Origin of the sequence: Luteibacter anthropi, from assembly GCF_023699965.1 — a bacterium.
Classification (GTDB): Bacteria; Pseudomonadota; Gammaproteobacteria; order Xanthomonadales; family Rhodanobacteraceae; genus Luteibacter; species Luteibacter anthropi.
On sequence record NZ_CP077072.1, the window covers coordinates 3688945 to 3715240 of the forward strand.

The 26296-nt window shown below is 65.8% G+C and carries 13 protein-coding genes; 1 reads left to right on the forward strand and 12 read right to left on the reverse strand.

Annotation, left to right across the window (positions count from 1 at the left end; all coding sequences use genetic code 11):
- Positions 1–9: 9 nt before the first annotated feature.
- Positions 10–396 (reverse strand): hypothetical protein, encoded by a 387-nt coding sequence (locus tag KR767_RS15880; RefSeq protein ID WP_250876954.1) that lies wholly within the window; start codon positions 394–396, stop codon positions 10–12.
- 132 nt (positions 397–528) lie between these two features.
- On the opposite strand from KR767_RS15880, the gene fhuE reads away from it, so the two are divergent.
- Entirely contained in the window at positions 529–2745 is a 2217-nt protein-coding gene (fhuE, locus tag KR767_RS15885) for a ferric-rhodotorulic acid/ferric-coprogen receptor FhuE (protein ID WP_250876955.1), read from the forward strand.
- A gap of 673 nt (positions 2746–3418) precedes the next feature.
- Here fhuE and KR767_RS15890 read toward each other — a convergent pair.
- Genes KR767_RS15890 through KR767_RS15940 form a run of 11 tightly spaced genes read right to left on the reverse strand, consistent with a single transcriptional unit; the run spans position 3419 to position 26079 of the window.
- Positions 3419–4603 (reverse strand): hypothetical protein, encoded by a 1185-nt coding sequence (locus tag KR767_RS15890; protein ID WP_250876956.1) that lies wholly within the window; start codon positions 4601–4603, stop codon positions 3419–3421.
- A complete protein-coding gene (locus KR767_RS15895) occupies positions 4600–5769 on the reverse strand; it encodes a glycosyltransferase family 4 protein (protein ID WP_250876957.1) in 1170 nt (389 codons plus the stop codon). Before KR767_RS15895 ends, KR767_RS15890 begins: the two co-directional genes overlap by 4 nt.
- Positions 5766–6404, reverse strand: coding sequence for a polysaccharide deacetylase family protein (locus tag KR767_RS15900; RefSeq protein ID WP_250876958.1), 639 nt, complete (start codon positions 6402–6404; stop codon positions 5766–5768). Before KR767_RS15900 ends, KR767_RS15895 begins: the two co-directional genes overlap by 4 nt.
- A complete protein-coding gene (locus KR767_RS15905; protein WP_250876959.1) occupies positions 6401–7573 on the reverse strand; it encodes a glycosyltransferase family 4 protein in 1173 nt (390 codons plus the stop codon). The genes KR767_RS15900 and KR767_RS15905 overlap by 4 nt, the downstream gene beginning before the upstream one ends.
- Positions 7570–8688 (reverse strand): glycosyltransferase, encoded by a 1119-nt coding sequence (locus tag KR767_RS15910; protein ID WP_250876960.1) that lies wholly within the window; start codon positions 8686–8688, stop codon positions 7570–7572. The genes KR767_RS15905 and KR767_RS15910 overlap by 4 nt, the downstream gene beginning before the upstream one ends.
- Complete coding sequence (locus KR767_RS15915) at positions 8685–10040, reverse strand: phenylacetate--CoA ligase family protein (RefSeq protein ID WP_250876961.1); 1356 nt, start codon at positions 10038–10040, stop codon at positions 8685–8687. The genes KR767_RS15910 and KR767_RS15915 overlap by 4 nt, the downstream gene beginning before the upstream one ends.
- A complete protein-coding gene (locus KR767_RS15920; protein ID WP_250876962.1) occupies positions 10037–11284 on the reverse strand; it encodes an O-antigen ligase family protein in 1248 nt (415 codons plus the stop codon). The genes KR767_RS15915 and KR767_RS15920 overlap by 4 nt, the downstream gene beginning before the upstream one ends.
- Positions 11272–12369 carry a polysaccharide deacetylase family protein gene (locus tag KR767_RS15925; protein ID WP_250876963.1) on the reverse strand — a complete coding sequence of 366 codons (1098 nt, stop codon included), beginning with the start codon at positions 12367–12369 and terminating at the stop codon, positions 11272–11274. Before KR767_RS15925 ends, KR767_RS15920 begins: the two co-directional genes overlap by 13 nt.
- A gap of 5 nt (positions 12370–12374) precedes the next feature.
- Positions 12375–13505 carry a glycosyltransferase family 2 protein gene (locus KR767_RS15930; protein ID WP_250876964.1) on the reverse strand — a complete coding sequence of 377 codons (1131 nt, stop codon included), beginning with the start codon at positions 13503–13505 and terminating at the stop codon, positions 12375–12377.
- 23 nt (positions 13506–13528) lie between these two features.
- Positions 13529–19600: a non-ribosomal peptide synthetase gene (locus KR767_RS15935; RefSeq protein WP_250876965.1), complete on the reverse strand. Its 6072-nt coding sequence runs from the start codon at positions 19598–19600 to the stop codon at positions 13529–13531.
- Positions 19597–26079 carry a polyketide synthase gene (locus KR767_RS15940; protein WP_250876966.1) on the reverse strand — a complete coding sequence of 2161 codons (6483 nt, stop codon included), beginning with the start codon at positions 26077–26079 and terminating at the stop codon, positions 19597–19599. The genes KR767_RS15935 and KR767_RS15940 overlap by 4 nt, the downstream gene beginning before the upstream one ends.
- Positions 26080–26296 lie beyond the last annotated feature (217 nt).

Consider the following 26296-nt stretch of genomic DNA (forward strand, 5'->3'; position numbering starts at 1 on the left):
GACCGGGGGCTAGATCAGCAGGCTACAGAAGCGCAGCGCCGGCGGTGGCTCGGGGCGCTGGAACGTGGGATCGGGCAGGGGCTGGCTTTCGGGTGCCAGCGCGATGCTGCCTTCGAGCACTGGCGGCATGGCCGGCAGTGCGAGCGGTGGCAGGGAGGGGAGCTGCGCCGTGGACGGCGAAACGCTGTGGTCCGCGCAATGCGAGGTGCAAGCCGGGTCCGGCGCCTGCCGGGACGGCGCGCTCATCTGCGCACACTCGCCCTGCATCGCCATGGCATTCGCCGCAGCGGGCGAACACGCATACGCCGCCAGTGCCAGCTGCTGGAACAGCAGGCAGAACAACGCCAGCCCGATCGTGAGCAGGCGTTTACGGCGATTGAGGCGGAAGCGGCGCATGGTGCGAATGGTAGCGCCTGGCGGATCACGGCGACCATCCCCTGTCAGGGGGAGATGCTTCAAGGCGCAAGGGCTTTCGAATATAAATGGGAATCGTTATCATTTAGTCACACTTTCTTCAGGGTCTGCCCCATGGCTGCCGTTTCCTTCACCCGCACGGACATTTCGTCCGGGCGACGCTTGCTCTTTGTCTTCGCCATGGGCGCACTCGCTGTGCCCGGTATCGTCCATGCAGGGGATACCGACACGGACGACACGACCCGCAAGGCCCGTCGCGACACGGCCACCCGCCTGGAAGGCATGCAGGTGAACGCGGCAGCGGAAAAGGAGACGACCGAGGGAACCGGCTCGTACACCACGCGGATCACGGCAGCGGCCACGCGCCTGCCGCTGTCGATCAAGGACACGCCGCAGTCGGTCAGCGTCATCACCCGCCAGCGGCTGGACGACAGCAACATGCAGTCGCTGTCCGACGTGCTCGCCGGCACCACGGGCATCTCGTCGAACAGCTACGACAGCGAGCGCATCAGCTTCTATTCGCGTGGTTTCCTGATCAACAGCTATCAGTACGACGGCATCCCGACCACGGTCGATGACACGTACAACGCCGGCGATGCGGCATCGGATACGGCGATTTATGACCGCGTGGAAGTGGTGCGCGGTGCCACGGGCCTGCTGACGGGTGCTGGCAATCCGTCGGCATCGGTAAACCTCGTGCGCAAGCATGCCAATGCCACGGAGCCCACGGCGAGCGTATCGGCCGGTTACGGTTCGTGGAACAACCGTCGCGTTACCGCGGATGCGTCCACGCCGCTCAATCGCAGCGGCAGCGTGCGTGCGCGCGTCGTGGGGGTGTACCAGGATCGCGATTCGTACATGCGTTTCTACAGCAACAAGAAGAAGCTGATCTACGCCACGCTGGATGCCGACCTGGGTCCGGATACCTTGCTCAGCGTGGGCTATACCTATCAGCGAGTGATTCCGCGTGCCGTGACCTGGGGTGGTACGCCGATCTTCTATGCCGATGGCGGCTCCACGGATTTTTCTCGTTCGGTAACCACGGCGGCGAAGTGGTCGAGCTGGGCTTCGACGGCGAAAACCGCTTTTGCGACGCTTACCCAGGGCCTGGGGGCTGACTGGACCTTGCGAGCCAACGCGAGCCATTCAAGCAACGACTACGATGCGAAGCTGCTTTTCGTTTCTGGTTATCCGGATCGCCGTACGGGCCTGGGCATGACGGTATTTCCTGCGTGGTATCTGGGCGGGCGTCAGCAGAACAGTCTTGACCTGTACGCCAATGGCCCGTTCCAGCTATGGGGACGCGATCATGAAGCGGTGATTGGCTGGAGCGTGAACCAGCAGTCGGGCGATACGGATGCGCATCCGAGCGCTGATCTGCCTGGCGTGGGTAATTTCTATGCGTGGGACGGGAACTTCCCGAGGCCCGCATGGGGCGCGCCGTACCGTACCAATACGATGACGACGCGACAGACGGGGCTATATACGGCACTGCGCTTTTCGCTGGCCGACCCGTTGAAGCTGATCGTGGGCGGTCGGTACAGTGGCTGGCGCACCGACCAGTGGTCGTATGGCAGCGTGTACCGGTTCAATCGCAAGGTGTTCACGCCGTATGCGGGCCTGGTCTGGTCGTTCAACGATACGTATTCGGCCTACCTGAGCTATACGGATATCTTCAATCCGCAGTCGTACCAGGACAGGAATGGCCGTTACCTCGATCCTGTCACCGGTAAGAACTACGAACTGGGCATGAAGGCGGCGTGGCTTGGCGGTCGCCTGAATGCGTCTGTGGCCGTGTTCGACGTGAAGCAGGACAACCTGGGCCAGCCGGATGCCAATTACATGGTGCCCGGCACCACGAACCAGGCCTATCGTGCGGCGAAGGGAACCACGACCAAGGGTTACGAGGCCGAGTTGAGCGGCGAGCTGGCAACGGGCTGGAATGCGACGTTCGGTGTGTCGCATTACACGGCAAAGGATGCATCTGGCGCGGACGTGAATACGGCGCAGCCGCGTACGTCAATCAAGCTGCTCTCCACATATGACCTGCCCGGTAGCCTGCGCGGGCTCACCGTGGGCGGTGGCGTGAACTGGCAGAGCAGCAACTACACGGCGATCAAGGGTCCATTGGGGAATCCGGTACGGGCCACCCAGCCGGCCTATGCATTGGTGAGCGCGCTTGCCCGGTACCGCTTCAACGATCGTTTCTCGATGCAGTTCAACGCGGACAACCTGCTGGACAAGAAGTATTACCAGCAGATCGGCTTCTACACGCAAGGTATGTATGGCGCACCACGCAACTACATGGTGACGGCAACATACGACTTGTAAACCATCACCCCGTCGTTCCTGCGAAAGCAGGAACCCAGTGCCTCGGTTCACCAGTAGACACCGCCACGCCACATCGGCTCGTGTGTAGGTAACCCTCTGGCGAAAACCCACCGCACCGCACTGGGTCCCTGTTTTCACAGGGACGACGTGAGGGGTAGGTGGGGAACCGCCATCTCGCAGCCCGTCGTTCCTGCGAAAGCAGGAACCCAGCGCCCTGGTTCACCAGTAGACACCGCCACGCTACATCGGCTCGTGTGTAGGTAACCCTCTGGCGAAAACCGATTGCACCGCACTGGGTCCCTGTTTTCACAGGGACGACGTGAGGGGGTAGGAGGGGAGCTGCAACCTCGCAACCCGTCGTTCCTGCGAACGCAGGAACCCAGCGCCCTGGTTCACCAGTAAACACTGCCACGTTTCATCGGCTTGTGTGTAGGTGGCACCGCCGCAAAAACCTATTGCACCGCACTGGGTCCCTGCTTTCGCAGGGACGACGTGAGGGGTAGGAAGGGAAATGCAATCTCGCAACCCGTCGTTCCTGCGAACGCAGGAACCCAGCGCCCCGGTTCACCAGTAAACACCGCCACGCCACATCGGCTTGTGTGCAGGTGACCCTCAGCCGAAAACCGATGGCACCGCACTGGGCCCCTGCTTTCGCAGGGACGACGTGAGGGGGTCAGGCGGTGGCGGCGGAGGTGTGGGTTCTGGATATGTCGCGACCGGGTGGGCCCAGCTCGAAGTCGCGGTATTGGCCCGGGTTACCGGTGCGGCCCGCTTCTGCCGCCTTCGCGATGTTGTACATCTCGCGGGCGGTGACGTAATGGAGCACGTAGCGTTGACCGTCGTTGTACCGCGACTCCAGGTAATCGTGCATGTCATCCACGGGCTGACCCAGAAGGGTATCCATGTCGCGCTCCTGCGTGCCATGGGTATGCACCTTGATGAAAACCCACTCAGGACGACCTTCCACATGGATACCCGTATTCACCCACTGATCCACCCTGTCACGGGTAGGTGGACAGCCGCGGCGGATGTCGGAATTCTCGATGCGCGGAATGATACCGAAGCGCCGGTTTTTCCAGTTGAGCCCAAGCACCCCCTGGATGATCAGCAGATCGCCACTGGCCTTGCCACCCACACGCATCGGCACACCCTTGTTGTGTGACTTCGGGCGATGCGGATCGTCCGTGGCGTAGTAAATGGCATTGGACATCGCCGTCTGCGTTTCGCTTGGCGCGGACGGCAGGGTGAAATCGGCATAGCAACCCAGCTCGCGCAACAGCACCAGCTCGTTGTTGATGCCGCACCAGCGGCCGTCGGCGCGGGAATTGTCCAGGCACCAGTTGCCATGGATGAACGCAAAACGCAGCTGACCCGTCACCGGGTCGCGTGGAAGCGCATCGTGCCGTTCGTGCAGCAGCCGGTTGAAGCGGTCGACCGTGGCGACGAAGTTTTCCGGCGTGTCATTGTCATGGTGCAGGTGGATCTCGATTTCGCCATACCCATCGGCACAAAGCGCCTGGAGCTTGTCCAGGTGCTCGGGGACGTACTCTTCCTCCGGATAGAAAAAGCAGTGCTGCGGCATTCGCCCGTCGGCATCGCGATGGCGCGATGCCATGCTGCGATAGTCACGACACCAGCGATCGACGCGCGCCCGCTGGGTCGGCAGGTCCACGCGCCCCCAGTTCGGCTCGAAATGGTCCACGAAGCAGAACAGCACATGGATGGGGCCTTCCACCTTCGGTGGCTTGCGCCGGGTCAGGTAACCCCACAGCCAGTACTGCATGTTGCGCACGCGGATAGCGACCGTGACGGCGATCGCCAGGCAGGCGAGCAGGACAAGGGCGGCGATGGCGATCATGCCGGTGCTCCGTTCGGTACCAGGGTCAGCAACTGCTCGGCGTTGTTGCGCCATTGCCTTTCACTGGCGATGTAATCGCGGGCAGCAGCGCCCACGCGCCGCCGTTCGTCGTCATGGGCAGCCAGGGCCAGCACCCGCTCTACGCAGGCAGCGGCATCGCCATGGGGGAACAGCCAGCCGGTACGACCATCGGCGATCACCTCCGCCACCGGCGCATAGTCCGGCGCGACCACCGCCACCCCCATGCCCATGAACTCGAACAGTTTCATGGGAGAGCCGTAGTGATTGGAATTCGGCAGGACGGCATAGTCCATGCAGGCGATCCAGCTGGCGATCTCGTCATGCGGGACACGACCCGGCAGCAGCACCCGCCCGGAAAGCCCCCGCGCGGCAACCAGTTCACGAACGGCGGGCAGGGTCTTGCCATCCCCGACGAAAACCAGGGCCAGTTCCGGCGCTTCGGCCAGCCGGTTGGCAATGGCTTCGACGAAGGCATCCATGCCATGCCAGTGGGCAAAGGCACCGATGTGGCCACAGACCGTCCGTCCTTCCAGTCCGCGCTCACGTCGCAAGGCATCACGGTCGAAGCGCGCGGGGTCGAAACGCGGAAGGTCCACGGCATTGGGCGAGACCACCGAGGGGGCGATCTGGCCGTAAGCCTCGATGGCCTTGTCGCGGAACCAGGTGGAGATGAAGACCAGGCCGGTGGCGTGACGCAGGCACCAGCCCTCGATGCGTGCCGCAAGGCGCTTCATCGTCAGCGGACGCACGCGGTCGACGAGCGCCGAGTCGTTGATTTCGAGCACGATGGGAATGCCCCGGCGACGGGCCAGCCAGATGGTGGCGAACAGGAACAGCGAGTAGCGCTCATAGATCAGCGCCGGCGCGCCACGCCGCCACGCCCGGGCCATGCGGACCAGCGTCACGGCGTTGTAGATCAGTTCGAACAACTCGAAGACGATGCCGGGAAAGCGGGTCACCATGCCGGCCAGGCGTCCCTTGCCGCCGCCGGACGCGGCAGCTTCGGTTTCCTTCTCGGGATCGGCGCCGGGAAACGACATCACTTCCACGCGATGTCCCAGTTCGCGCAGGGCATGCACGATCCCGCGGATATGCACGCCTTCGACGTGCCGGCCGCGAGTGCGGTGGTGATAGAGGATGTTCATGGCGCATTTCCCGGCAGGGCCGCGAAGCGCATGCCCTGGGCCAGCCAGCGCGGCAGCACCACATCGAGCGCCTCGGCTGCCTTGTCGCTGTCGTCATGCATCAGCACGATGTCACCCGGCGCTGGCGGCTCGTCGAGCAGGCGGGATATAAGGCTGCTGACCGGGCGATCCTGGTAATCGAGGCTGTCGTACGACCAGTACACCAGGCTGCGCTTTTCCCTGGCGAAATGCATGAGCAGGCGCGGCCCGACGTAGCCATGCGGCGGGCGCATGCGATGGTGTGGGCGGTCGTCGAAACGGCGCAGCAGCGCATCGGTTTTATAGATCTCGTCCAGCTGCGCGCCGATGTCCATGTTGCTGAAGGACCAGTGGCTGTAGGAGTGGTTTCCCACCATATGGCCCTCGGCGACGATGCGCTCGACGATGCCCGGATGCGCGGCGATCTTTTCGCCGACGAGGAAGAAGCTGGCCTTCACCCCATGGCGCGCGAGCGTGTCGAGCAGGCGTGGCGTGTGTTCCGGGTCCGGGCCGTCGTCGAAGCTGAGGTAGCGCAGCGCTGCATCGCGGGTGCGGGTCAGTACGAGGGTGTCGGGCAGCAGGGCCAGCAGTTCGTGTTTCTTGGGTCGGCGGATCATGCGTTGGCCCTCAGGTGTGCACGGGCTTCGCCGAGGACCTGTGCCAGCGCCTGTTCGAGCCGATCGATGTTGTCATCCCAGCGGAAGCCGGCGGCGTGCGCCGCGATGGCTGCGTTGTCGTAGTGCCGGTCCAGCGATGCGACCAGGGCCAGGGCCAGCTCCCGCGGCTCATGCGGTGGGACGAGGATGCCTGCATGGGTAGGAAGGATTTCAGGGATACCGCCCACGGCGGTCGCCACCACGGGCGTGCCGCAGGCCATGGCTTCCAGCACGACGTTGGGCACGCCTTCGTTGTGGCTGGGCAGGCACAATACGTCCGCCGCACGGAACCAGTCGACGAGGGCGGCATGGTCCGCGGCTCCGGCGAAGCGCACGGCGGGCGCGCTGCACAAGGTGCTGGCAAGGCTTTCCAGGCTGGTGCGATCCGGGCCGTCGCCCACATAGACCAGGCGCGCATCGTGATGTCGCGTGACCAGCGTAGGGAATGCACGGATAAGGTCGTGACAGCCCTTGCTTGCTTTCAGGTTGCCGACGTAGAGCACGATCGGCACTTCCGGCGGCAGGCCAAGGCGGCGGCGTGCCGCGATGCGGTCGCCCGGCTGGAACAGGCGGGTATCCACGCCGTTGTAGAGGGTGACGATCCGCTCGGGACTCACGCCCAGGGCCGCCGCCTTGTCGGCCAGCGCGCGGCTCACGGTGATCACCATGCCGGCCTGCTGAAGCGCATGCCGTACCTGGGGCCGGCGTAGCGTCGCCTCGGCCTGTATGTTGAGATCGCTGCCGTGCACTTTCGCGAGATACGGGATGCCCAGCCAGCGGGCCAGCCAGCCGCCGGCGACGGCATCGGGAAAGGCCCAGCTCGCCAGCAGCACGTCGTAGCCTTCCGAACGCAGTCGCCTGCCGTGCTGCCACAGGACGCACAGCAGGAAGCACAGCGCATTGAGGAAGCGGCCGATGCCGGGCGGATGCCAGAACGTGAAATGCCGTGCGACGACACCAGGCACGCGCACGACGTGACGGGCAGGCCCCTTGCGCTCTCGAAAATCGACCGCGGTGAGCACATGCACGTCGTGGCGCTCCCCCAGCCGCTGGAACTGCTGGCGATTGAAGGCGCCGCGACGCAGGTCCCATGGCGTGGGAAACAGGTTGGTGACGACGAGCACTTTCATGCGAAGCCCTCCACGCCACCGAAATAGAGACGACCGTAACGCTCCGCCATGGTATCGAGCGAACCATGGGTTTCGACCCAGGCGCGCGCCTCGTGACCCATGCCGGAAGCGTGTCGTGAGGAATCCAGCAGCTCCAGCATGGCCTCGGCGAAGCGTATAGGGTCCGCGGGTGGTACGAGCCGGCCGGTGCGCCGGTCACGCACGATTTCACCGTTGCCGCCCACATCCGTGGCAACAATGGGCAGTGCCGTGGCACAGGCTTCCAGCAGGGCCATGGAATAGCCCTCGGTCACGGAAGACAGGGCAAACAGATCCAGCCCCTGCAGCAGCTGGCAGACATCGTCACGGTCGCCGAGGAAGTGCACGCTGCCGGCCACGCCCTCGTCGAAGGCACAGGTGCGCAGCGCCTCGCGCAGTTCGCCGTCGCCCACCAGCACCAGGGCTGTATCGGGCCGGTTACGGCGCACGATACGGAAAGCGCGGATGAGGCTGGCCTGGTCCTTGGTCCAGTTGAGCCGGCCCACGGTGCCGATGATGCGCGTGCCGGGCGCGACGTTGATGAGCCGGGCCAGACGCTCGTGCATGGTATCGGAGGCCACGTCGAAGCGATCGACCACGATGCCGTTGGGCACCACGCAGGTCTTCGCCGCCGGAACGATGCCCCGCTCCACGGCATCGCGACGTGCCGCCTCGCAGACGGCCACCACGGCATCCGTGGCACGCAGTGCACGGCGGAACAGCCATTCGCGCCGCCCGGGCTTGCGATTGGCCCCCATGCCATGACGTGTATTGACCACCTGGCGGATACCCATGCCCAGGCTCGCCAGCACGGCCTGGTAATGGGCGACGACGTTATGGGTGTGCAGTACTTCGGTGCGATGGGCCACCAGATGCGCCCGCGCGCGGCCGATGGCGCGCAGGTCGATGCCATCGCGCTTGCCGCAGGCGTGGACAGGAATGCCAAGGGCTTCCAGCTCGCGGGCCAGCGAGCCTTTCTCGTAAAGGCAGACGACTTGTACATGTTCGCCGCGCGCCTGCTGCGTCTTCGCCAGATCGAGCACCATGCGCTCCAGGCCGCCGCGATTGAGGTTTTCCACGAAGTGCGTGATGTTCACGGCGTCAGCTCCGAGACGGTGACGCGGAGCTTGCCGCTGCGGGTGAGCGGAATGTCGTCCACGAAATGGCAGTGCAGGGTCGCGCTGGTTCCCAGCACCCTGGCGACCTCGCGATGGATGTATTCGAGCGAGGCATCGTCGAATTCACGACCGCGCACGATGGACAGGTCAAGGCGATCCAGCTGGCGCTGCACGAGCTGGAAGCGGGTCAGGCCGGGTACGTCCTTCAGCATGTGCGGGAAGAATTCGCCGGGCAGGATGTGCCCGTCCGGCGTACGGATGGCATCGAGCTTGCGGCCGTCTACGGAGGCCAGCAGGGGCAGGCCACGACCGCACGCGCACTGGCGGTGTTCGCGGGTGGCCATGTCGCCGTTGACGTAGCGGATGAAGGGCATGCCGTAGTTGAACAGGTCGGTGATGGCCACCTCGCCGCTGGTGCCCTGCACTGAGTTGCCATGCGCATCGAGGGTTTCCACGACGAGGTGATCGGCATTCACGTGCAGGCCGTCGCGGTGTTCGCACTCGGAGGCGATCAGCATGAACTCCCGGCAGCCGTAGGTATTGAAGGCCGGGGCGCCGAAAGCGCGTTCGATCAGCTCGCGCTGGAACGGATGCAGGGCTTCCGCGGCACCGATGATGGAGGCGGGCCGGACAATCTTCCGCCCAGTGGCGAGAAGCCATTCCGCCAGGCGCACCAGTGGCCCGACATAGCCGACGATCACCTCCGGACGCCAGCGATCGATGGCATCCGCGTAGCTGGCCATGTTGGCTTCGGTCATGGGGAAGCTGTCGAGCATGCGACGGGCGAACAGGCTGTTGTAGACACGATCTTTCAGCCGATGGCCCAGGCTGGGGTTGCCCACGGCACCACCCCAAAGGAACAGCGTGCGCCGGCCCATACGTGAGCCGGCCCAGCCGTAGCCACGCCACATCACGGCAACCCGCCGGTCGTTGCTTTCGCGGGTGAATCCGAAACGCAGCGGCTCACCGGTGGAGCCACCGGTTGCCTTGTATCCGAGCGTGTCCTTCAGGGAGGTCGCCTTGAGGTCTTCGAAGTTTTCGCGGATATCGGCCTTGGTCAGTACAGGCAGCTTCTGGATGTCCCCGGGGCTGCGGATATCGAACGGGGTGATGCCCAGCGCATTCCAGCGCCTCTGGTAATACGGCACTTCGCGATAGCACCAGTGCACGAGCTTGTGCAGCCGCTCGAACTGGAGGGCCGTCACGTCCTCCGCGGCGAGCCACTGGTCGCGTTCATAACGACGGATATGCTGCGGCGTATCCCGCCGCCGCAGGCCCCGCTCGTAGGCCGGCCAGATCACATGGCGAAAAGCGGTTTCGTAGACGCTCATACGGTTCGCAGCAGCACGGCGACAAGAACGAAGATGAAGGCCACGCCACCTGCGGCGGTGGGCACCCAGCGCCAGCCGTGGTCGGCCAGGCGGTAGACGGGAAGATGCGGCCAGCGCCGGCGCGCGCCGACGTGGTAGCCGGCGACCATGGCAGCGATGAGGTAGAGCACCACCATGTAACTGCGGCTGAGGAAGAAGGCTGCGGCAAACAGCCCGCACAGCGACAGCAGCAGGGTGAGTGCCATCTGGCGTTCCGCCACCCACGCCGGACCCACCTCGGCAGGCGGATGGCGGATCACGCTCAGCATCATGAGAAAGCCATAACCCACGAAAGCGAGCCAGACCATGAAGCCGATGAAACCGGTTTCCGCCAGCACGAGGACGAAGGAGTTGTGTGCGGTCAGTTCGTTGTACTCGGTGAAGTTGCCCGCGCCGACGCCGAAGGCCGGGTGATCGCGGAACATTTCCAGGCCGGCATACCATGCATCGACACGACCGGCCGCCGATTCCTCGCCGGCATCCAGCTCTTCCATGCGCGAAGACACCAGCTTCATGGCGGCAAGACCCAGCACCCCCAGCATGCCCGCCACGACGACGCCACGCCGGTACCAGACATAGCAGCCCGCCACCACCAGCACGGCCAGCAGGGCGCCGCGTGAATTGGTGAGGTAGGTGCCGTAGAGCAGCAGCACGGCGCAGCCCAGCCAGAAGCAGCGCATGATCCCGCGCCCCGGTCGGCCCAGGAACATCGCCATGGGCAGGGTGGCGGCGAACAGCAGGCCCAGGTCGTTGGGGTCGTTGAAGATGCCCACGTACTGGATACGGTTACCGTCGCCGAGGGGAATGCCTGTCCAGCCCATGCCGGTACGCGCCTGTTCGACACCGTGCAGGGCAAGCACCGAGGCGCACAGCACGAACACCGCCATGGCGATCGCAACGCGCCGTTGCGTCGTGCACGCGGCACCGAAGACGAAAAAGGCGATCACGACAGGGCCGAAGCGTGCCAGTTCGTCCAGCGCGCCGCCGGTCCAGCCGTTGGTCACTTCCGAGATCATCAGTACCAGCAGGAAGGCCGGCAGGATCACGAACTGCGGCGCCTCGAACGTCTTCTCGCGCGAGATGGCCCAGGCGAGGAAGGCCAGCAGCAGCACGGCGGGCAGGATGGGCACGGTTTCGAGTCCGGCCACATAGTCCTGCGGCCGGATGATGGTGAGCACCACGTACAGGAGGATCAGGGGAAACATGGCTGTGCCTGCGGACCCTGTGCTTCATGGGCGGCGGTGGGATAGCTCATCAGCTGGGGCAGCGCGAGCATGGCGGCGAACCAGCCAGGGCCCATGTTGCTCTCCACCGGCAGGCGATAAAGCGAGTAACGATTTTCCGAGGGCTCCGGGTTGGTGCCGCAGATGTAGCTGCAGGCAAGCTGGAAGCCCGCTTGGCGCGTGGCGGAGATCACCGCATCGTTATAGGCACGATCCCCGCCGACCGGATAGGACATCAGCACGGCCGGGCGGGCAAGCTCCCGGTCCAGCGTGGCTTTCGATTCGCGGATCTCGCGCTCCATCTCGTCCAGCGGCAGGCGTGCGAGCATGCGGTGATGCACGCCGTGAGAGCCGATTTCCAGGCCGGCCGATTCCATCTCGCGCACCTGCTGCCATGTCATGGGGCGGCACTCCACCGGACGCGCATGGCGTGACGACATGTTCCATTCCGCCTCAAGGCGCTCGGTCATCGCCGTCTGGGCTTCGGCATCGAGCCATTTCATGCGCAGCAGGACCTTGCCCGCAAGGCGGCGGCGCAGGGAGCGCTCCTTCGGCAGCATGACGTCGATGCCCAGCTCGGGCAGCACCAGGCGCGGCGAGGGCGTGACCAGGATCATGTGGACGAGCCAGTCATAGGCGTAGGGCCGGCCGCTGTCGATGTGTCCCGTGGATACGAAAAACGTGGCCGGAACACCCAGTTCTTCAAGAATGGGCGCCGCGACATGGTAGTTGTCGTCGTAACCATCATCGAAGGTCACCGCCACGGAGTCGGGCGGCAGCACTTCGCCCGCATCCAGTGCGGCGATCACGTCGGTCAGCCGTAGAGGGCGGAAGTGACGTTTCAGTCGTGTCATCTGTTCGCGGAATTCGTCCGGTGGCGTGCTGATCAGCTCCATGTCGAAGCCGTAGCGGTCCGGATCGGGCAACGGCATCACCCGGTGATAGGCCAGGATGCGCAGGTCGCGGTGCCACCACGCGCGCACGCGTTGCAGCGGATGCAGCAGGCCGCTGGAATAACACAACTGGCCTAGCCGGCCACGGATGCCTGGGGCGCCTCGTCGTTCCATGTCGATCACCATAGGTGCAGCCTTCGGTTACGCGCGAACGCGAGCAGGGCCTGCGCCGCGAAAAGGTTGAGATAAAAGAACGCCAGCGCGATGCGCAGCGGAAAACGCCGGCCCAGCGCCGGTGCCAGCATGGCAACGCCCACCAGCACGGCGGATACCACGATGGCGCAGAAGGTCAGCGCATACATGGGATGGCGGGTGGACAGCGCGGCGCTTGCCAGGGTCATGAGTACGATGAGCCAGGGGGCCAGCAGGCGCAGCAGCTTATGGCTGGCGAAGCGGAACCACAGTGGATTGGCGGCGGGAGACAACAGCCAGGGCGCAAGCTGCACCAGCTGGTAATTGCCGGCCAGCGTGCGGATCTTGCGGCGGCGCTCCTGTTCGGGGTGGGTCGACGGCTGGTCCCAGGCGATGGCACGCGGCTCGAAGACCACGCGATAGCCTTGTGCGGCGACGCGCATCGGTATGAGTACGTCGTCGAGTACCGTACCTTCGGGCAGCGGGCGGAACAGGTGGCGACGCATGGCATACAGCGCGCCACTGACGCCGATCATGGAGCCGGACAGGCTCTCCGCATGGCGTATGGCTTTCTCGTAGCGCCAGTAGAAGTCCACGCCCTGGGCAAAGCCGCCGCGCACGTTTTCCATCTGCAGTTCGCCACCCACGGCGCCCACGCCAGCATCGGCGAAACTTGCGGCCAGCTCCCGTGCCGCCGACGGCGACAGACGCTGGCGGACATCCGTGAACAGCAGCAGGTCGCCCGAGGCTTTCGCCACGGCGTCGTTGAGGCATGCGGCCTTGCCCCGGCGCTGGTCGAACACCAGCACGGTGAGGTCGCTACCGGCATGGCGGCGGGCGATGGCAACGGTATCGTCGGTGCAACCATCGCAGGCGAGCACGATGTCGATCCGGCCCTGCGGATAGTCGAGCGCGCGCAGGTTGTCGAGCTTTTCGCGCAGGTGCCGTGCGCCATCGTGTACCGCCATCACCACGGTGATGGCGCACGACACCGCACCGCGATTCACCGGACGTGGCGCCAGTCGCGCCTGGCACCAGACCACCAGCGGATAGCCCACGAAAACGTGGACCAGCAGCAGGGCCGGCGACCAGAAGGCGAACCAGGCAAGATGGGCCATAACGAAATCCCCTGTGACCGGTGTCAGCCGCGGCCCAGCAGGCGGCTGAGCAGCCCGCGCTTTGCCGGTGGAGGCGCGGGCCTGGCCAGGGCGAGATCCGCCGCCAGGGTACCCAGCGTGCCGTTGGCGATGTCCAGGAGGTTCATCTGCACGCCGGTGAGCTTCTGTACCCGGGCCGCCATGTCTACCGCGAGCAGCGAATGGCCGCCGACGTCGAAGAAGTTATCGCTGGTGCGCACGCGGGTCATGCCAAGCAGTTCCTGCCACACGCTGGCGAGCAGGCGTTCGCTCTCGCTGCTGGGGGAGGCATCCGGAGCGGCTGTTTCCTGCTGCATCCCGGCAGGCATCGGCAGGGCATCGACATCGATGTCTCCTTCGGGAAGCAGGGGCAGCACATCCAGGCCGACGAGGCTTGCGGGCACCGCCCAGCCAGGAAGGCGCGCGGCCAGGGCGATGCGCAGCGCCTCTGCGTCCTGTTTCATGCCCGGGGCGGATACGTACCAGGCACGCAGTTCGTCATCCGTCATCACCGCCACGGCCCGCACGACGCCAGGCTGCGCCAGCAGGGACGCCTCGACGGCGAGAAGGGACACATCGACGCCGTGCCGGCTGACGACGCGGTCCATGCGACCCAGCAGCTGCACCCGCCCGTCGGCAAGCCACCGGGCGAAACGATGCCTTGAGGCATCGCCGGCGCTGGTGGCTCGTGCGCCAAAGGGCTGCGGCGCAAGGGGGCCCTTCAGCAGGATCGTGCCGACGGCACCGATCGGGCAGGGTTCGCCATCCTCATCCACGATCCATAGCTGGCAACCTGCCATGGGACGTTCGTCCAGCAGCGGCAGCGCAGGAAAATGGTCGAACCTGCCGGGCTCGCGCGCACCGGTCAGTGCGACCAGCGGACCGAGCAGCGATAGCACCGAGCCATTCGTGAAGCGGTTATTACCCGTGGCCTGGTTGCCGGCATGCTTCGCCAGCGCATCCACGGCGAGTGCCAGGGCGGCATGCGACAGCGAAGTACCCGTCGCGTGTCCCTCGTCATCGAGGGTATGGAAGGCGATGGCAGGCGTGGCCGGCGACGGCGACTGGAAATGTAGCGGTGTACCCCCATCGGGCAGTGGCTCGTCGAGCCACACGGCGCAATCGGCAGGCCAGTCCAGCGGTGTTTCGAGTGAACGTTCACCCACCAGCAGCGTCGTGTGTGCATCGGTCAGCACTTCCCGGCGCCATGTCGCCGGATCGGCGCGGTCGAGCAGAAGCAGCGTGCCGCCAAGACGCAACACGGCAAGCGACGCGGCAAGGCGATCCAGTCCGGTATCGAGGCACACACCGATCACGTCACCGGTCGTTGCTCCACGTTCCACCAGCGCCCGGGCAACCTGTCGGCTGCGGCGTTCCAGCGTTGCGAGGGAAAACGAGGTGCCATCGGCCAGTGCCTGGGTGGCATCCGGTGAAGCGGTGATCCTCTCGTCGATACGACTTACCGGATGGGGCACGTTGTCGGCGACGTCGGCATGCCACTGCCGCACGCGTTCGCGCTCGGCCTCCGTCGCCGCCGTAAGCCGGCCCACGGCGATCGACGGATCGTGGATCACCAGTTGCACCATGGCCAGGTAGCGTTCGCGCATCAGCTGGGCGGTATCGCTGCGCAGCAGGTCGGCGTTGTAGGTGACACCACCAACCATGCCGGCCTGGTTTTCCAGGAACCACAGGCCCATGTCCTCGGTGGCGGCGCTCTGGAACAGCAGGATCTGTTCGTGCGCGAGGCCGCCCCAGTCCACGTTGCGCTGGCGTGCATCCTGGAACGAGAACAGCGCCTGGTAGAGCGTGGCACCGGTGCCATGCCCGATGCGCAGTTCGCGTTGCAGGTATTCCAGCGGCACGTCGGGGTGGCCGAAGGCGTCGATGGCCACGCCGCGTACCTTGCGCACGAATTCCACGAAGGACAGCGTGGGATCCACGTGCACATGCAGCGGCAGCAGGTTGTTGAAGTAGCCCATCACCGATTCCACCTCGGTGTGGTTGCGGCCGCGAACAGGCGTTCCCACCACGAGATCGCGCTGACCGGCCGAGCTGGAAAGCATGGCGAAGTAGAGCGCGAGAAGGGTCATGTTGAGCGTGGCTTCAGCCTGCCGTGCCACCTCCTGCAGTGCATCCGTGGTGACGCGGTCTACATGGATCCACTCGGTATGGCCCAGCCCCGACATGCCGGGACGACGAGGATGATCGGTGGGCAGCGGGCGGATGTCGCCCATCTTTGCCAGGCGCTCGCGCCAGGCGGTCAGCTGGGCCTGGAAGGCCGGTGTTTCCAGCCAGTGCGCATGCCATTCGGCGAAATCGCCATAGGTGACCGGCAGCGCGGTCAGCGGCGAGGGCAGGCCGGCCGCGAAGGCACGGTAGATGGCCGACAACTCGTTGCAGAAGATGTCGAACGACCAGCCATCCCAGATGATGTGATGGGGCATGAAGAACAGCACGTGCTCGTCGTCCGCGAGACGGAACATGCGCGCGCTGAACAGCGGTGTGCCGCCCAGGTCGAACGGCGTGTCCGTCAGCTGGCGCAGGCGTGCCATGAGGCGTGCCTCGCGCTCGGGGGCCGGAAACAGGCTGAGGTCTTCGGCGGGAAACAGGCGGTAGTCCAGCTGGGGGCGCACCACCTGCAGCAGTGCCTCGCCGGTATCGACGAACGAGGTGCGCAGGCTCGGCTGACGTTGCACGAGGGCCTGGAAGGCCATGTCGAATGCGTGTTCGTCGAGCCGGCCGCGCAGACGATGGGCTGACGGTGCGTTATAGGTCACCCGGCCCGGATGCATCTTTTCCAGCGCCCAGAGGCGCCGCTGCATCAGCGACAGGGGCGCGTGGTCCTGGCTGTCGCGATGATCGATAGGATCGGGTCTTGCGATATCGCTTCCGCTCAGTGCATCGATGGCGATGGACAGTCGCTCGATGCTGGGCGCATCGAACAGCGTGCGGAAGGAAAGCGTGACCTCGAATTCGCGATTGAGGCGGGCCGTGAGCTGCGCTGCCAGCAGGGAATGGCCGCCCAGTGCAAAGAAGTCGTCGCGCACATCGAGCCCGGGCAGGCTGAGCACCGACTCCATGGCCGCCGCCACGCGGCGCTCGGTGTCGTTGCGCGGAGCGATACGCTCTGCGTCGTTCACGGCGGAATGGGCCATGGGCGCCGGCAGGGCCTTGCGGTCGGTCTTGCCATTGGGCAGCAGGGGCAGTGCGTCCAGCACCACGAAGTGCTGCGGCACCATGTAGTCGGGCAAGCGGGTGCGCAGGCGGCTGCGCAAGGTGTCCTCGTCCAGTGCGGCACCGTCGCGCGGCACGATGTAGGCGACCAGTCGCACGTCGCCCGGCCGGTCCTCGCGGGCCATGACCAGGGCTCGGGCCACGTCCGCTGCATCGGCGAGCACGCATTCGATTTCACCAGGTTCGATGCGATAGCCGCGCACCTTCACCTGGAAGTCGAGGCGACCCATGTGCTCGATCAGCCCGTTCGCCAGCCAGCGGCCGCGGTCGCCCGTGCGATACATGCGCGCATCCGGGCTTTCCGACCACGGGTCGGGCAGGAAGCGCTCGGCGGTAAGTTCGGCACGATCCAGATAGCCCAGCGTTACACCCGCGCCACCGATATGGATTTCGCCAGGTACGCCCAGCGGGCAGTGGTTGCCGTGCGCGTCCAGGATATGCACGGTGGTGTTTGCGATGGGCCTGCCGATATAGATGCCTTCGCGGGGGTCGGACACGCGCCAGTAGGTGGAGTAGACCGTGGTCTCGGTGGGGCCGTAGCCGTTCCACACCTCGCCGCAGCGATCGAGTAGGGCTTCGGCCAGGTCCACCGGCAGGGGCTCGCCGCCGGAAATCGCACGGAAGGCAGGGCGGCCGTGCCAGCCCGCTTCCACCAGCAGGCGCCAGCCGGCCGGCGTGGCCTGCATGACCGTGGCATCGCAGGCTTCCACCAGCTGGCGCAGCTGCGCGCCATCGCGTACATCGTCACGGCCGGCAATCACCACTTCCGCGCCGCTGGTCAGCGGCAGCAACAGCTCCATGAAGGCGATGTCGAACGACAGCGTGGTGACGGCCACCAGTCGGTCGTCCGGTGCGATACCCGGGATGCGCTGCATCGCGGTGAGGAAGTTGGCCGCGGCGCGATGCGGAACGCGTACACCCTTGGGACGGCCGGTGGAACCCGAGGTGAAGATCACATAGGCGACGGAATCGGGCGTGGCTGCGCGGCGGTTGCGCTCGGGGCGATCGTCCGGGGCCTGCGCGACTTCGGCACCGTCAAGCGCGAGCCGGCGGGTGGCATCGAAGTCGAAAGGCAGCGGTGAATCGTCATCCGTGACCAGTGCAGCGAGCGCGGCATCCGCGGCCATGAAGCTGAGCCGGTCCGCCGGAAAGGACGGATCGAGCGGCACGTAGCCGGCACCGGACTTCAGCGTGCCGAGCACGGCGGCCAGCATGTCGGTGCCACGCGCCAGGCACAGGCCTACCAGCGAGCCATGGCCGATACCACGCGCACGCAGTGCATTGGCGATGGTGTTGGCGCGTGATTCCAGGGCAAGGTAGCTGAGCGACCGGTCGCCATGCCTTACCGCCGCACGGGTGGGCGCGCGATCCACCTGCCGCTCGAAGAATTCATGCGCCAGGCGCAGTTCGGGGAAGGGGGTGGGAGCGGGCTGCAACGCGGCCAGTTCGCGATAGACGGCGTCCGAGACCACGGGCAAGGCAGCTGCGATGGCCTGCGCATCCCGGGCGGCGTGACGCAGCAGGGTCACGTAGGCATCGAGCCAGCCCTGTACCGTGGCACCTTCGAACAGGTCGGCGTTGTACTGGCATTCCAGGCGCAGGCCATCGTCAAGCTGCACGGCGTTGACGAACAGTTCGAAGTTTTCGTAATCGCGCGGAACGGCCTCTACGTCGAACGTCATCCCGGGAAAGCTGATGACGCTGTCGTCGAGTTTCGCATCGAGATTGAACAGCACCGAGACCAGGGGCAGGCGCGACGGATCGCGTCCCAGGGACAGGCGGCCCAGCAGGCTGCCCAGCGTGTAGCGCTGGTGGTCGAAGGCATCGAAGAGATCACCACGCACGCCCCCCAGCAGGCCGGCGAAGGTATCGCCGGCATCCACGCGCGTACGCAGGGGCAACACGTTCACGGCGTGGCCGACGAGAGTGTCCTCGCCGGTGGCCGCCTGGCCGGCGGTGGGGATACCGATCACCAGATCGTCCTGGCCGGTAAGCCGCTGCAACAGCACCGCAAAGCCGGTAAGCAGCGTGGCATACAGGCTGGCACCGTGCGCCACGCCGAGCTGGCGCAGGGCGGCCAGCTCGGCGGCGTCGATGGTGCGGTCTTCGCGCCGTGAGGCGAACGAGCGCCGCCGCGGGCGCGAGCGGTCGGTGGGGAGATCCAGTACGGGTGCCGCGCCGGCAAAGCGGTCGAGCCAGTACCGTTCATCCTCCCGTGCCGCTTCCGTGCCGGCGTGCGCCGCCTCGTCCAACGCGAAGTTCGAGAACGCGCCGGCCGGGGCAGGACCCTGTCCCTTGCCCGTGCCTTGCGCGTATAAGGCGGCGAGATCGCGCACGATCACGCCGAACGACCAGCCGTCGCACACGATGTGGTGTGCGGCGAGGGTCAGGATATGGTGGTCGTCGCCGAGCCGGAACAGCTCGGCGCGTACAAGCGGGCCGTGTTCCAGGTCGAAGGCGGTGGTGACGATGCGCGACCAGGCGGCACGAAGCTTTGTCTCGCATTCGTATGCTGCCATCAGCGAGAAATCGTGGGTCGCCAGCGGCAGCCGCCCATGTGCGGCGATGAACATGTGTTCGCCGTCGGCGCTGAACGTGGAGCGCAGGGCTTCATGACGTTCGACGAGGCGATGCAGCGATGCTTCCAGTGCATCGAGTACCAGGGGGCCCCGGAACGTGATGGCGATGGCTTCGTTGTAGGCCAGCGAAGCCTCCGGCTCAAGGTGGGACGCCAGCCACAGTTCGCGCTGGGCGGCCGTCAACGGAGCGAGGCGGGCCAGCGTCGCTCCGGTGAACGGGTCGTAATCGACCGCCGTGGCGGTGGCGCGTTCCGGCGACGTCATGCGCCCACCCTCAGGTACTTGCCCGGCAGGTCGGGGTTGGGAACGAACCAGGCCGGATGGCCCTCAGGGTCCTTGCCCAGGCGTGCGCCGGGCAACGGCGGCATAGCGGCATCGAGGCATGCCGCTTCCTGCCGCCGTGGCAGGAAACCGGCTTCCTGGAGTTCCAGCACCGATTCACGGAAGGCGCCGGCAATGGCGGCGAAATCCGCCTCGTCATGCGCCGTGGTGAAGAAGCACGGGAAGTTGTCGAGGATGTGGATCCCGCGGCTGCGCATCATGGCGAACAGCAGGTCCTGCAGGGGATGGTCTTCCATGAACTGGGTTTTCCATACGGAGGCGAAATGGACGATCTTCAGCGGTGCGCCCACGTCGGCGCAGAAGGCGTTGAGTTCGTCCGTCATGGTCGTCACGCGTGCATTCAGGCGCTCCTGTAACGCAGCGCCTTGCTTGGAGAGGTGAGTCAGCACGGCATGGGCCGCGGCCAGTGCGAGCGGATGGCGCACGAACGTGCCGGCGAAATAGGTCACGCCCACGGTCGGTACGGAGTCGTCGCCGAAACGCCAGTCACCGCCGTCCAGCGCGTCCATGAACCGCCGCCTGCCGGCTATGACGCCGATCGGGAAGCCGCCGCCCACCACCTTGCCGTACGAGGCCATGTCGGCATCGATGCCAAGCACGGCCTGGGCACCGCGAGGGTGCGAGCGAAACCCGGTGACGACCTCGTCGAAGATGAGCAGTGAACCGGCTTCCTCGGTGATCGTGCGCAGTTCGCGCAGGAATTCCACCGGCTGGAAATCCGGACGCCGGCTCTGCACCGGTTCGACCAGCACCGCGGCGATGTCATGCGCACGCTCGCGGATGATCGCCAGCGATTCCGGCGTGCCGTAGTCGAGCACGAGCACATGTTCCGCCGTGTTGCGCAGGATGCCGGGAGCAGCCGGTACGGAGGTGAGCTTCTTCGTGCCGCGCACGATCACTTCGTCGAAGATGCCGTGGTAGGAGCCGGTAAAGATCACCAGGGTCTCGCGACCGGTGACCGTGCGGGCCACGCGCACGCAGCCCATGACGGCTTCGGAGCCGGTATTGCACAGCGCAGCGCGGTCGAAGCCGGTCAGGTCGCAGACCTGCCTGGCCACGATGCCTGCAAGGGGATGCTGCGGGCCGATTTCATAGCCGCTGTCCAGCTGGTTGCGCACGGCGTCGAGCACGAAGCCGGGCTGCCAGCCGAAGAGATTCATGCCGAAGCCGTTGAGCGCATCGATGTATTCGTTGCCGTCGATGTCCCATACCTTCGAACCCTTCGAACGTTCCACCACGATCTGGTAGACGATTTCCTTCAACAGCGGGCGGAAGCCGTTGACCACGCGCGGGTCGGCCAGGTGATCGCGGTGCTCGGTCGTGTAGGCCTTGGAGGCCTTCGTGCGCTCGACGTAGCGGCGGATGAAGGCATCCAGGCGCGTACGCTGGCGCGCGGTGAGTTCAGTGCCTCCGGTATGAATGCGTGCGATGGCGCCGAAGGCTTTTTTCACGTCGTAGGTGGTGTGGGCGACCCCCGATTCCTCGGCATCCACCGCCGCTGGTGCAGGGGCCGACGGTGTCGGCGACCTGGATGTACCGCCATCTCCCCGCGTGCCTGTGAGCAATGCCAGCTGCTCGCGCATGATCTGCATCTGCTGGGCGATGACGTTCTGGACCAGGTCGGTGGGAGCGGAGGTGGGGGTTTCAACGGGCTGGTCGCGCGCGATGCGCGCTCCTGCAGGGGGTTGTTCCGGGGCGAGGCTGTTGTCGAGGCGGGTGGCCAGGGTGGTGAACGTATCGCAACCGTCCATGAGTTCGCGGAAGGCGATCTTCAGGCCGTAGGTCTTCTGCAATTGCAGGGCCACCTGGGTCAGCGCCAGGGAATCCAGGCCCAGTTCGACGAAGCTTGCCGTGGCGCTGGCGCCGGCCAGATCGTTGCCTGATACGTCTTCGAACAACGCGATCAGTTCGTCGACGAGACGGCGGGAACGTGGGGTGGCTTCACTGGGCATGGGGTACTCCGGTACGTCGGGTGTTACGGCGGGCGTCGCCGGCATGACGCTGGCGATGGCAGTCACCGACGCCGGCGGGCGTGCGTCGATCCAGTGCCGTTTGCGTTCAAAGGGGTAGGTGGGCAGGCACACGCGACGGCGCTGGCCACGGTGGTCGAGCGTGGCGACATCCGGGCCGGTGCCTACGCTCCACAAGGTGCCGACGGCATCCAGCCATGCGCTGCGCTCGGCCGCCGCATCGTCTGCCAGCGAAGCGATGACACCGCGTCCGCGGCATTGCGCATGCTGGCGGGCCAGCTGGGTGAGCACGGAGCGGGGGCCGACTTCCAGGAATGTGTGGGAGGTGTCGTCGAGTGCATGCAGCAGGGCTGGGGAGAACTGCACCGTCTGGCGCAGATGCGCGGCCCAGTAATCGGCCGAGGTGGCATCCGTTGCGCTCAGCACGCCGCCCGTCACCGTGGACAGGATGGGCAGCCCGGGCGCGGAAAGGGGCACGCGGGCCACCTCGGCACGGAAGGCATCGAGCACCGGGTCCATCATCGCCGAGTGGAAGGCATGCGACGTACGCAAGAGGCGGCAGGCGACGCCTTCGTCCTCAAGCCCAAGGCGGAAAGCTTCCACCTCGTCGTGCGAGCCGGCGACGACGCTTGCATTGGGCGCGTTCTCCGCTGCCAGCGAAAGATGAGGCGGCAGCCGCGAGCGGAGTTCGGCGGCGCCCAGTCGCACGGACAGCATCGCGCCCGGCGGCAGTGCCTGCATGAGCCGTCCGCGACGGGCAACCAGCCGGGCGGCATCGTCCACGGTCATCACCCCGGCGATGGCAGCGGCGGCAAATTCACCGATGCTGTGACCGATCATGGCGGCGGGCCTGATGCCGAGACTCATCCACAGGCGTGCCAGGGCATATTCGATGGCGAAAGTGGCAGGCTGGGTCAGCGCCGTCTCACGCAAGGCATCCTCGTTGCCATCGAACAGCGGCTCGCGCAGGTCGAAACCGAGTTCGTCGCGCAAGGCGTTTGCCACCTGGTCCAGCGCCTCCCGGAATACCGGCTCGGTGGCATGCAGTTCACGCCCCATGCCGGTGTATTGCGAGCCCTGGCCAGGGAACAGAAACACCACGCCGGGACGAGGGTCACGGCAGGCGTGGCCGCCGGCAGCCGCGGCTATGTCGCGCAGCTTCGCTTCGGCATCGGCGGTATGGGCGGCGACGACATGGCAGCGATGCAGGAAGGCCTTGCGCCCCACCGCCAGGGTCCATGCCACGTCGGCGAGGTTGCCCTCCGGATGCGATGCAAGGTGGTCGGCCAGGCGTGCGGCACTCGCGGCAAGCGCCGATGGCGACCGGGCCGAGAGAAGCAGTAGCTGGCTCCCACTGGCGACATCGGAGGGTGTCCTGGCCGGAGCCTCGGCGAGAATGGCATGGGCATTCGTGCCGCCAACACCGAATGAACTGACACCGGCAAGCAGCGGTGTTCCCGCCGTCTGCCAGGGGCGCAGGGTGTCGTTGACGACGAATGGTGACCCGGCCAGTCCCAGTTTCGGGTTGGGCGCGGTGAAATGCAGTGATGGCGGCAGGCGCCGTTCGCCCATGGCCATGGCGGTTTTGATGACACCCGCCGCACCGGCTGCCATCACCAGGTGGCCCACATTGCTCTTCAGGGAGCCGATGGCGCAGAACCCCGCGTCGGCGGTATCGCGGCGAAACGCCTCGACAAGGCCTTCCATCTCGATGGGATCACCCAGCGGCGTGGCCGTGCCGTGGGCTTCCACATAGGAAATATCACGTGCGCTGACGCCGGCGTCGCGCAGCGCCGCCGAGATGACGGCGGCCTGGCCTGCGGCATTGGGCGCGGTGAAGCTGGCCTTTTGCGCGCCATCGTTGTTCACGGCGACGCCGCGAATCACCGCATGGACGGTATCGCCGTCACGCAGGGCATCGCTGAGGCGTTTCAGCAGCACGACGGCGGCGCCATCGCTGAATACGGTACCGCCTGCTTTCTCGTCGAAGGTGCGCGTATGCCCGTCGGGTGACAGCATCGAACCTTCCTGGGCCACGTAGCCGCTGCGTGGTGGACAGCTGATGGAGACACCGCCGGCCAGCGCCATGTCGCAACGTCCGGCACGCAGTGAGTCGAATGCCTGGGCGATGGCCACGAGGGAGGTGGAGCAGGCCGTGTTCACGCTGACCGCCGGCCCGGTGAGGTTCAGCTTGTGGGCAACCCGCGTTGCCAGGTAATCCTTCTCGTTGCCCAGCATCACCTGGAACGCGCCAAGACGATCGATCAGGTCCTGGCGGCCGGCCAGGTGACGCTGGTAATAGGTGGCGTTGTGCATGCCGCCGAAGACGCCAGTGATCTTCTCGTTGCGATCCGGCACGTAGCCGCCGCGCTCCACGCATTCCCAGCACAGTTCCATGAACAGGCGCTGCTGTGGATCGGTCAGCTCGGCTTCGCGGGGAGACATGCCAAAGAAGCCCGCATCAAAGCATTCCACATCGTCGATGACGCCCCGCGCGTGGACGTAGCCGGGATCTTCCCGCTCCATGCCTACCGCAGGATCCAGTTCATCGGGTGAAAAGAAGCGGATCGATTCGCGCCCGGCGCAGAGGTTTTCCCAGAAAGACTCGACGTCGGGTGCACCAGGAAAGCGGCCAGCCATGGCGATGATGGCGATTGGCTCGCTACCTGACGCGGTACCCCTGGAACCCGGCGGCTCTGTGACGGTATCGGTGTTCTGGGCCAGCGCAGCCAGGCGCGCGGGGGTGGGGTGGCCGAACAGGTTCACGAGGGTGGGTCGGGTCGATACCGTGGCATGGATGGCGGTGATGACACCTGCGGCGAGCAGGGAATCGCCGCCCAGGTCGAAGAAATTGTCATCGCGGCCAACACGATCCAGGCTCAGCACGTCCTCGAAGATGGCGCAGATGCGTTGCTCCATGTCGCCGCGTGGTGCAGCGTAAGGGGCTGCAAGCTCCGGGCGTGCCTGATCCGGGTCGGGCAGGGCGTGTCGATCCAGCTTGCCATTGGTATTGATGGGCATGCAGGCCATGCGCTTCCACGCGGTCGGTAACATGTAATCGGGCAGGCGCTGCGCCAGGGCGTCACGCAGCGTGCGCGCGTCATGCTGTTCTTCGGCGGCATACCACGCGACGAGCCGCTTGTTGCCGGCGCGGTCCTCACGGGCCGCGACCACTGCATCGGTTACACCCTCGATGGCGCGGAGTGCCAATTCAACTTCGGCGGTTTCGATCCGGTAGCCGCGGATCTTCACCTGGCCGTCGATGCGGCCGATGAAATCCAGGTTCCCGTCGTCCCGCAGTCGTACCAGGTCGCCGGTGCGATACAGCGTGCCCAGTGCCGATTCGACGAATCGCGCAGCGGTCAGTTCGGGCCGGTTGAGGTAGCCGCGCGCCACGCCGCTGCCACCGATATACAGCTCGCCACGCATGGCGGGGTTGCCGTTCTCGTCCAGCACATGCAACGAGGTCTGCCCGATGGCCTTGCCGATGGGAATGGCGTCGTCGCTGTTCCAGGAGGGGGGAATGGCGAAGGTGGTCGCGAAGGTCGTGCATTCGGTGGGGCCATAGCCGTTGACCAGCCGGACCCGGGGTAGCGCCGAGAGGGCCTTGCGTACATGGCGCACAGACAGCGCTTCGCCGCCGGTCAGGACGCAACGCAGGCCGGCCAGGTGCATCGGATCATCGTCGATGATGGCGTTGAACAGTGCGGCGGTAAGCCATGCGTGGTCGGCGCCATGGCGCGCCACGGTACGCGCGATTCCCGCCCCGGTGGGCGTGTGCTCATCGTGGATCACGCAGGTGCCGCCATTCAGCAGCGGGGCGAAGATCTCCAGCGTTGACGCGTCAAAACCCAGCGGTGCGGCATGCAGGACCACGGGGGCGTCGAAGTCCATGAACGCGGAGTGCAGCACCAGACGGAGGATGGACCGATGACGGATTTCCACCCCCTTGGGCTGGCCGGTGGACCCGGAGGTGTACATGGCATAAGCCGTCGATTCGCCATCGCCGGTGGATGGCGTGTTTCGCTGCACCGAGGGTAGCTGGCCGGGGTCCAGGATCTTCCATCGGGCGTCATGGCGGCGCGTAAACACCACCCGCGCGCCCGCATCGTTCAATGCAAACGCCAGTCGCTCGTCCGGCCACGTCGTATCCAGCGGAAGATAGGCTGCGCCAGCCTTCAGGATACCGAGCAGGGCGGCAATCGCGTCCGCGGAGCGCTCCATGAGCAGGCCGACATAATCGCCAGGCGAGACACCTTCGGCGAGCAGGGCAGAGGCCAGGGCGTCACTGCGTTGATCCAGCTCGGCGTAAGTGAGGGAGCCGGCATCCGAGGCGATGGCGATCCGGGCGGGGCACATGCGGGCCACGCGGCTGAAACGCCCGTGTACCGTCGCATCGGCGGTCGTGTCGAAGGCTATCCGACCTTTCATGTGCTCCCCCCAAATGGCATAGGCCGGATGACCGGTCCGTTACGCGGCGCCCGCAGTGGACCGCGACCGGGTTGACGACTCCATTCGCACTGCACGTTCCAACCGATCAACGAGTGATCCCCCACCGGGCGGCCGGGGCGGGACGTCCCCGCACCGTAGGGTTTATTTATAAGGGTCGGCACGAAACCGGCATATACGACAGGCGGGCTAGCCGGGT

What these genes read in the sequence shown, in the direction of transcription:
- KR767_RS15880 (WP_250876954.1), bottom strand. Translation starts at nt 396, where the DNA reads ATGCGCCGCTTCCGCCTCAATCGCCGTAAACGCCTGCTCACGATCGGG.
- fhuE (WP_250876955.1), top strand. Translation starts at nt 529, where the DNA reads ATGGCTGCCGTTTCCTTCACCCGCACGGACATTTCGTCCGGGCGACGC.
- KR767_RS15890 (WP_250876956.1), bottom strand. Translation starts at nt 4,603, where the DNA reads ATGATCGCCATCGCCGCCCTTGTCCTGCTCGCCTGCCTGGCGATCGCC.
- KR767_RS15895 (WP_250876957.1), bottom strand. Translation starts at nt 5,769, where the DNA reads ATGAACATCCTCTATCACCACCGCACTCGCGGCCGGCACGTCGAAGGC.
- KR767_RS15900 (WP_250876958.1), bottom strand. Translation starts at nt 6,404, where the DNA reads ATGATCCGCCGACCCAAGAAACACGAACTGCTGGCCCTGCTGCCCGAC.
- KR767_RS15905 (WP_250876959.1), bottom strand. Translation starts at nt 7,573, where the DNA reads ATGAAAGTGCTCGTCGTCACCAACCTGTTTCCCACGCCATGGGACCTG.
- KR767_RS15915 (WP_250876961.1), bottom strand. Translation starts at nt 10,040, where the DNA reads ATGAGCGTCTACGAAACCGCTTTTCGCCATGTGATCTGGCCGGCCTAC.
- KR767_RS15920 (WP_250876962.1), bottom strand. Translation starts at nt 11,284, where the DNA reads ATGTTTCCCCTGATCCTCCTGTACGTGGTGCTCACCATCATCCGGCCG.
- KR767_RS15925 (WP_250876963.1), bottom strand. Translation starts at nt 12,369, where the DNA reads ATGGAACGACGAGGCGCCCCAGGCATCCGTGGCCGGCTAGGCCAGTTG.
- KR767_RS15930 (WP_250876964.1), bottom strand. Translation starts at nt 13,505, where the DNA reads ATGGCCCATCTTGCCTGGTTCGCCTTCTGGTCGCCGGCCCTGCTGCTG.
- KR767_RS15935 (WP_250876965.1), bottom strand. Translation starts at nt 19,600, where the DNA reads ATGACGTCGCCGGAACGCGCCACCGCCACGGCGGTCGATTACGACCCG.
- KR767_RS15940 (WP_250876966.1), bottom strand. Translation starts at nt 26,079, where the DNA reads ATGAAAGGTCGGATAGCCTTCGACACGACCGCCGATGCGACGGTACAC.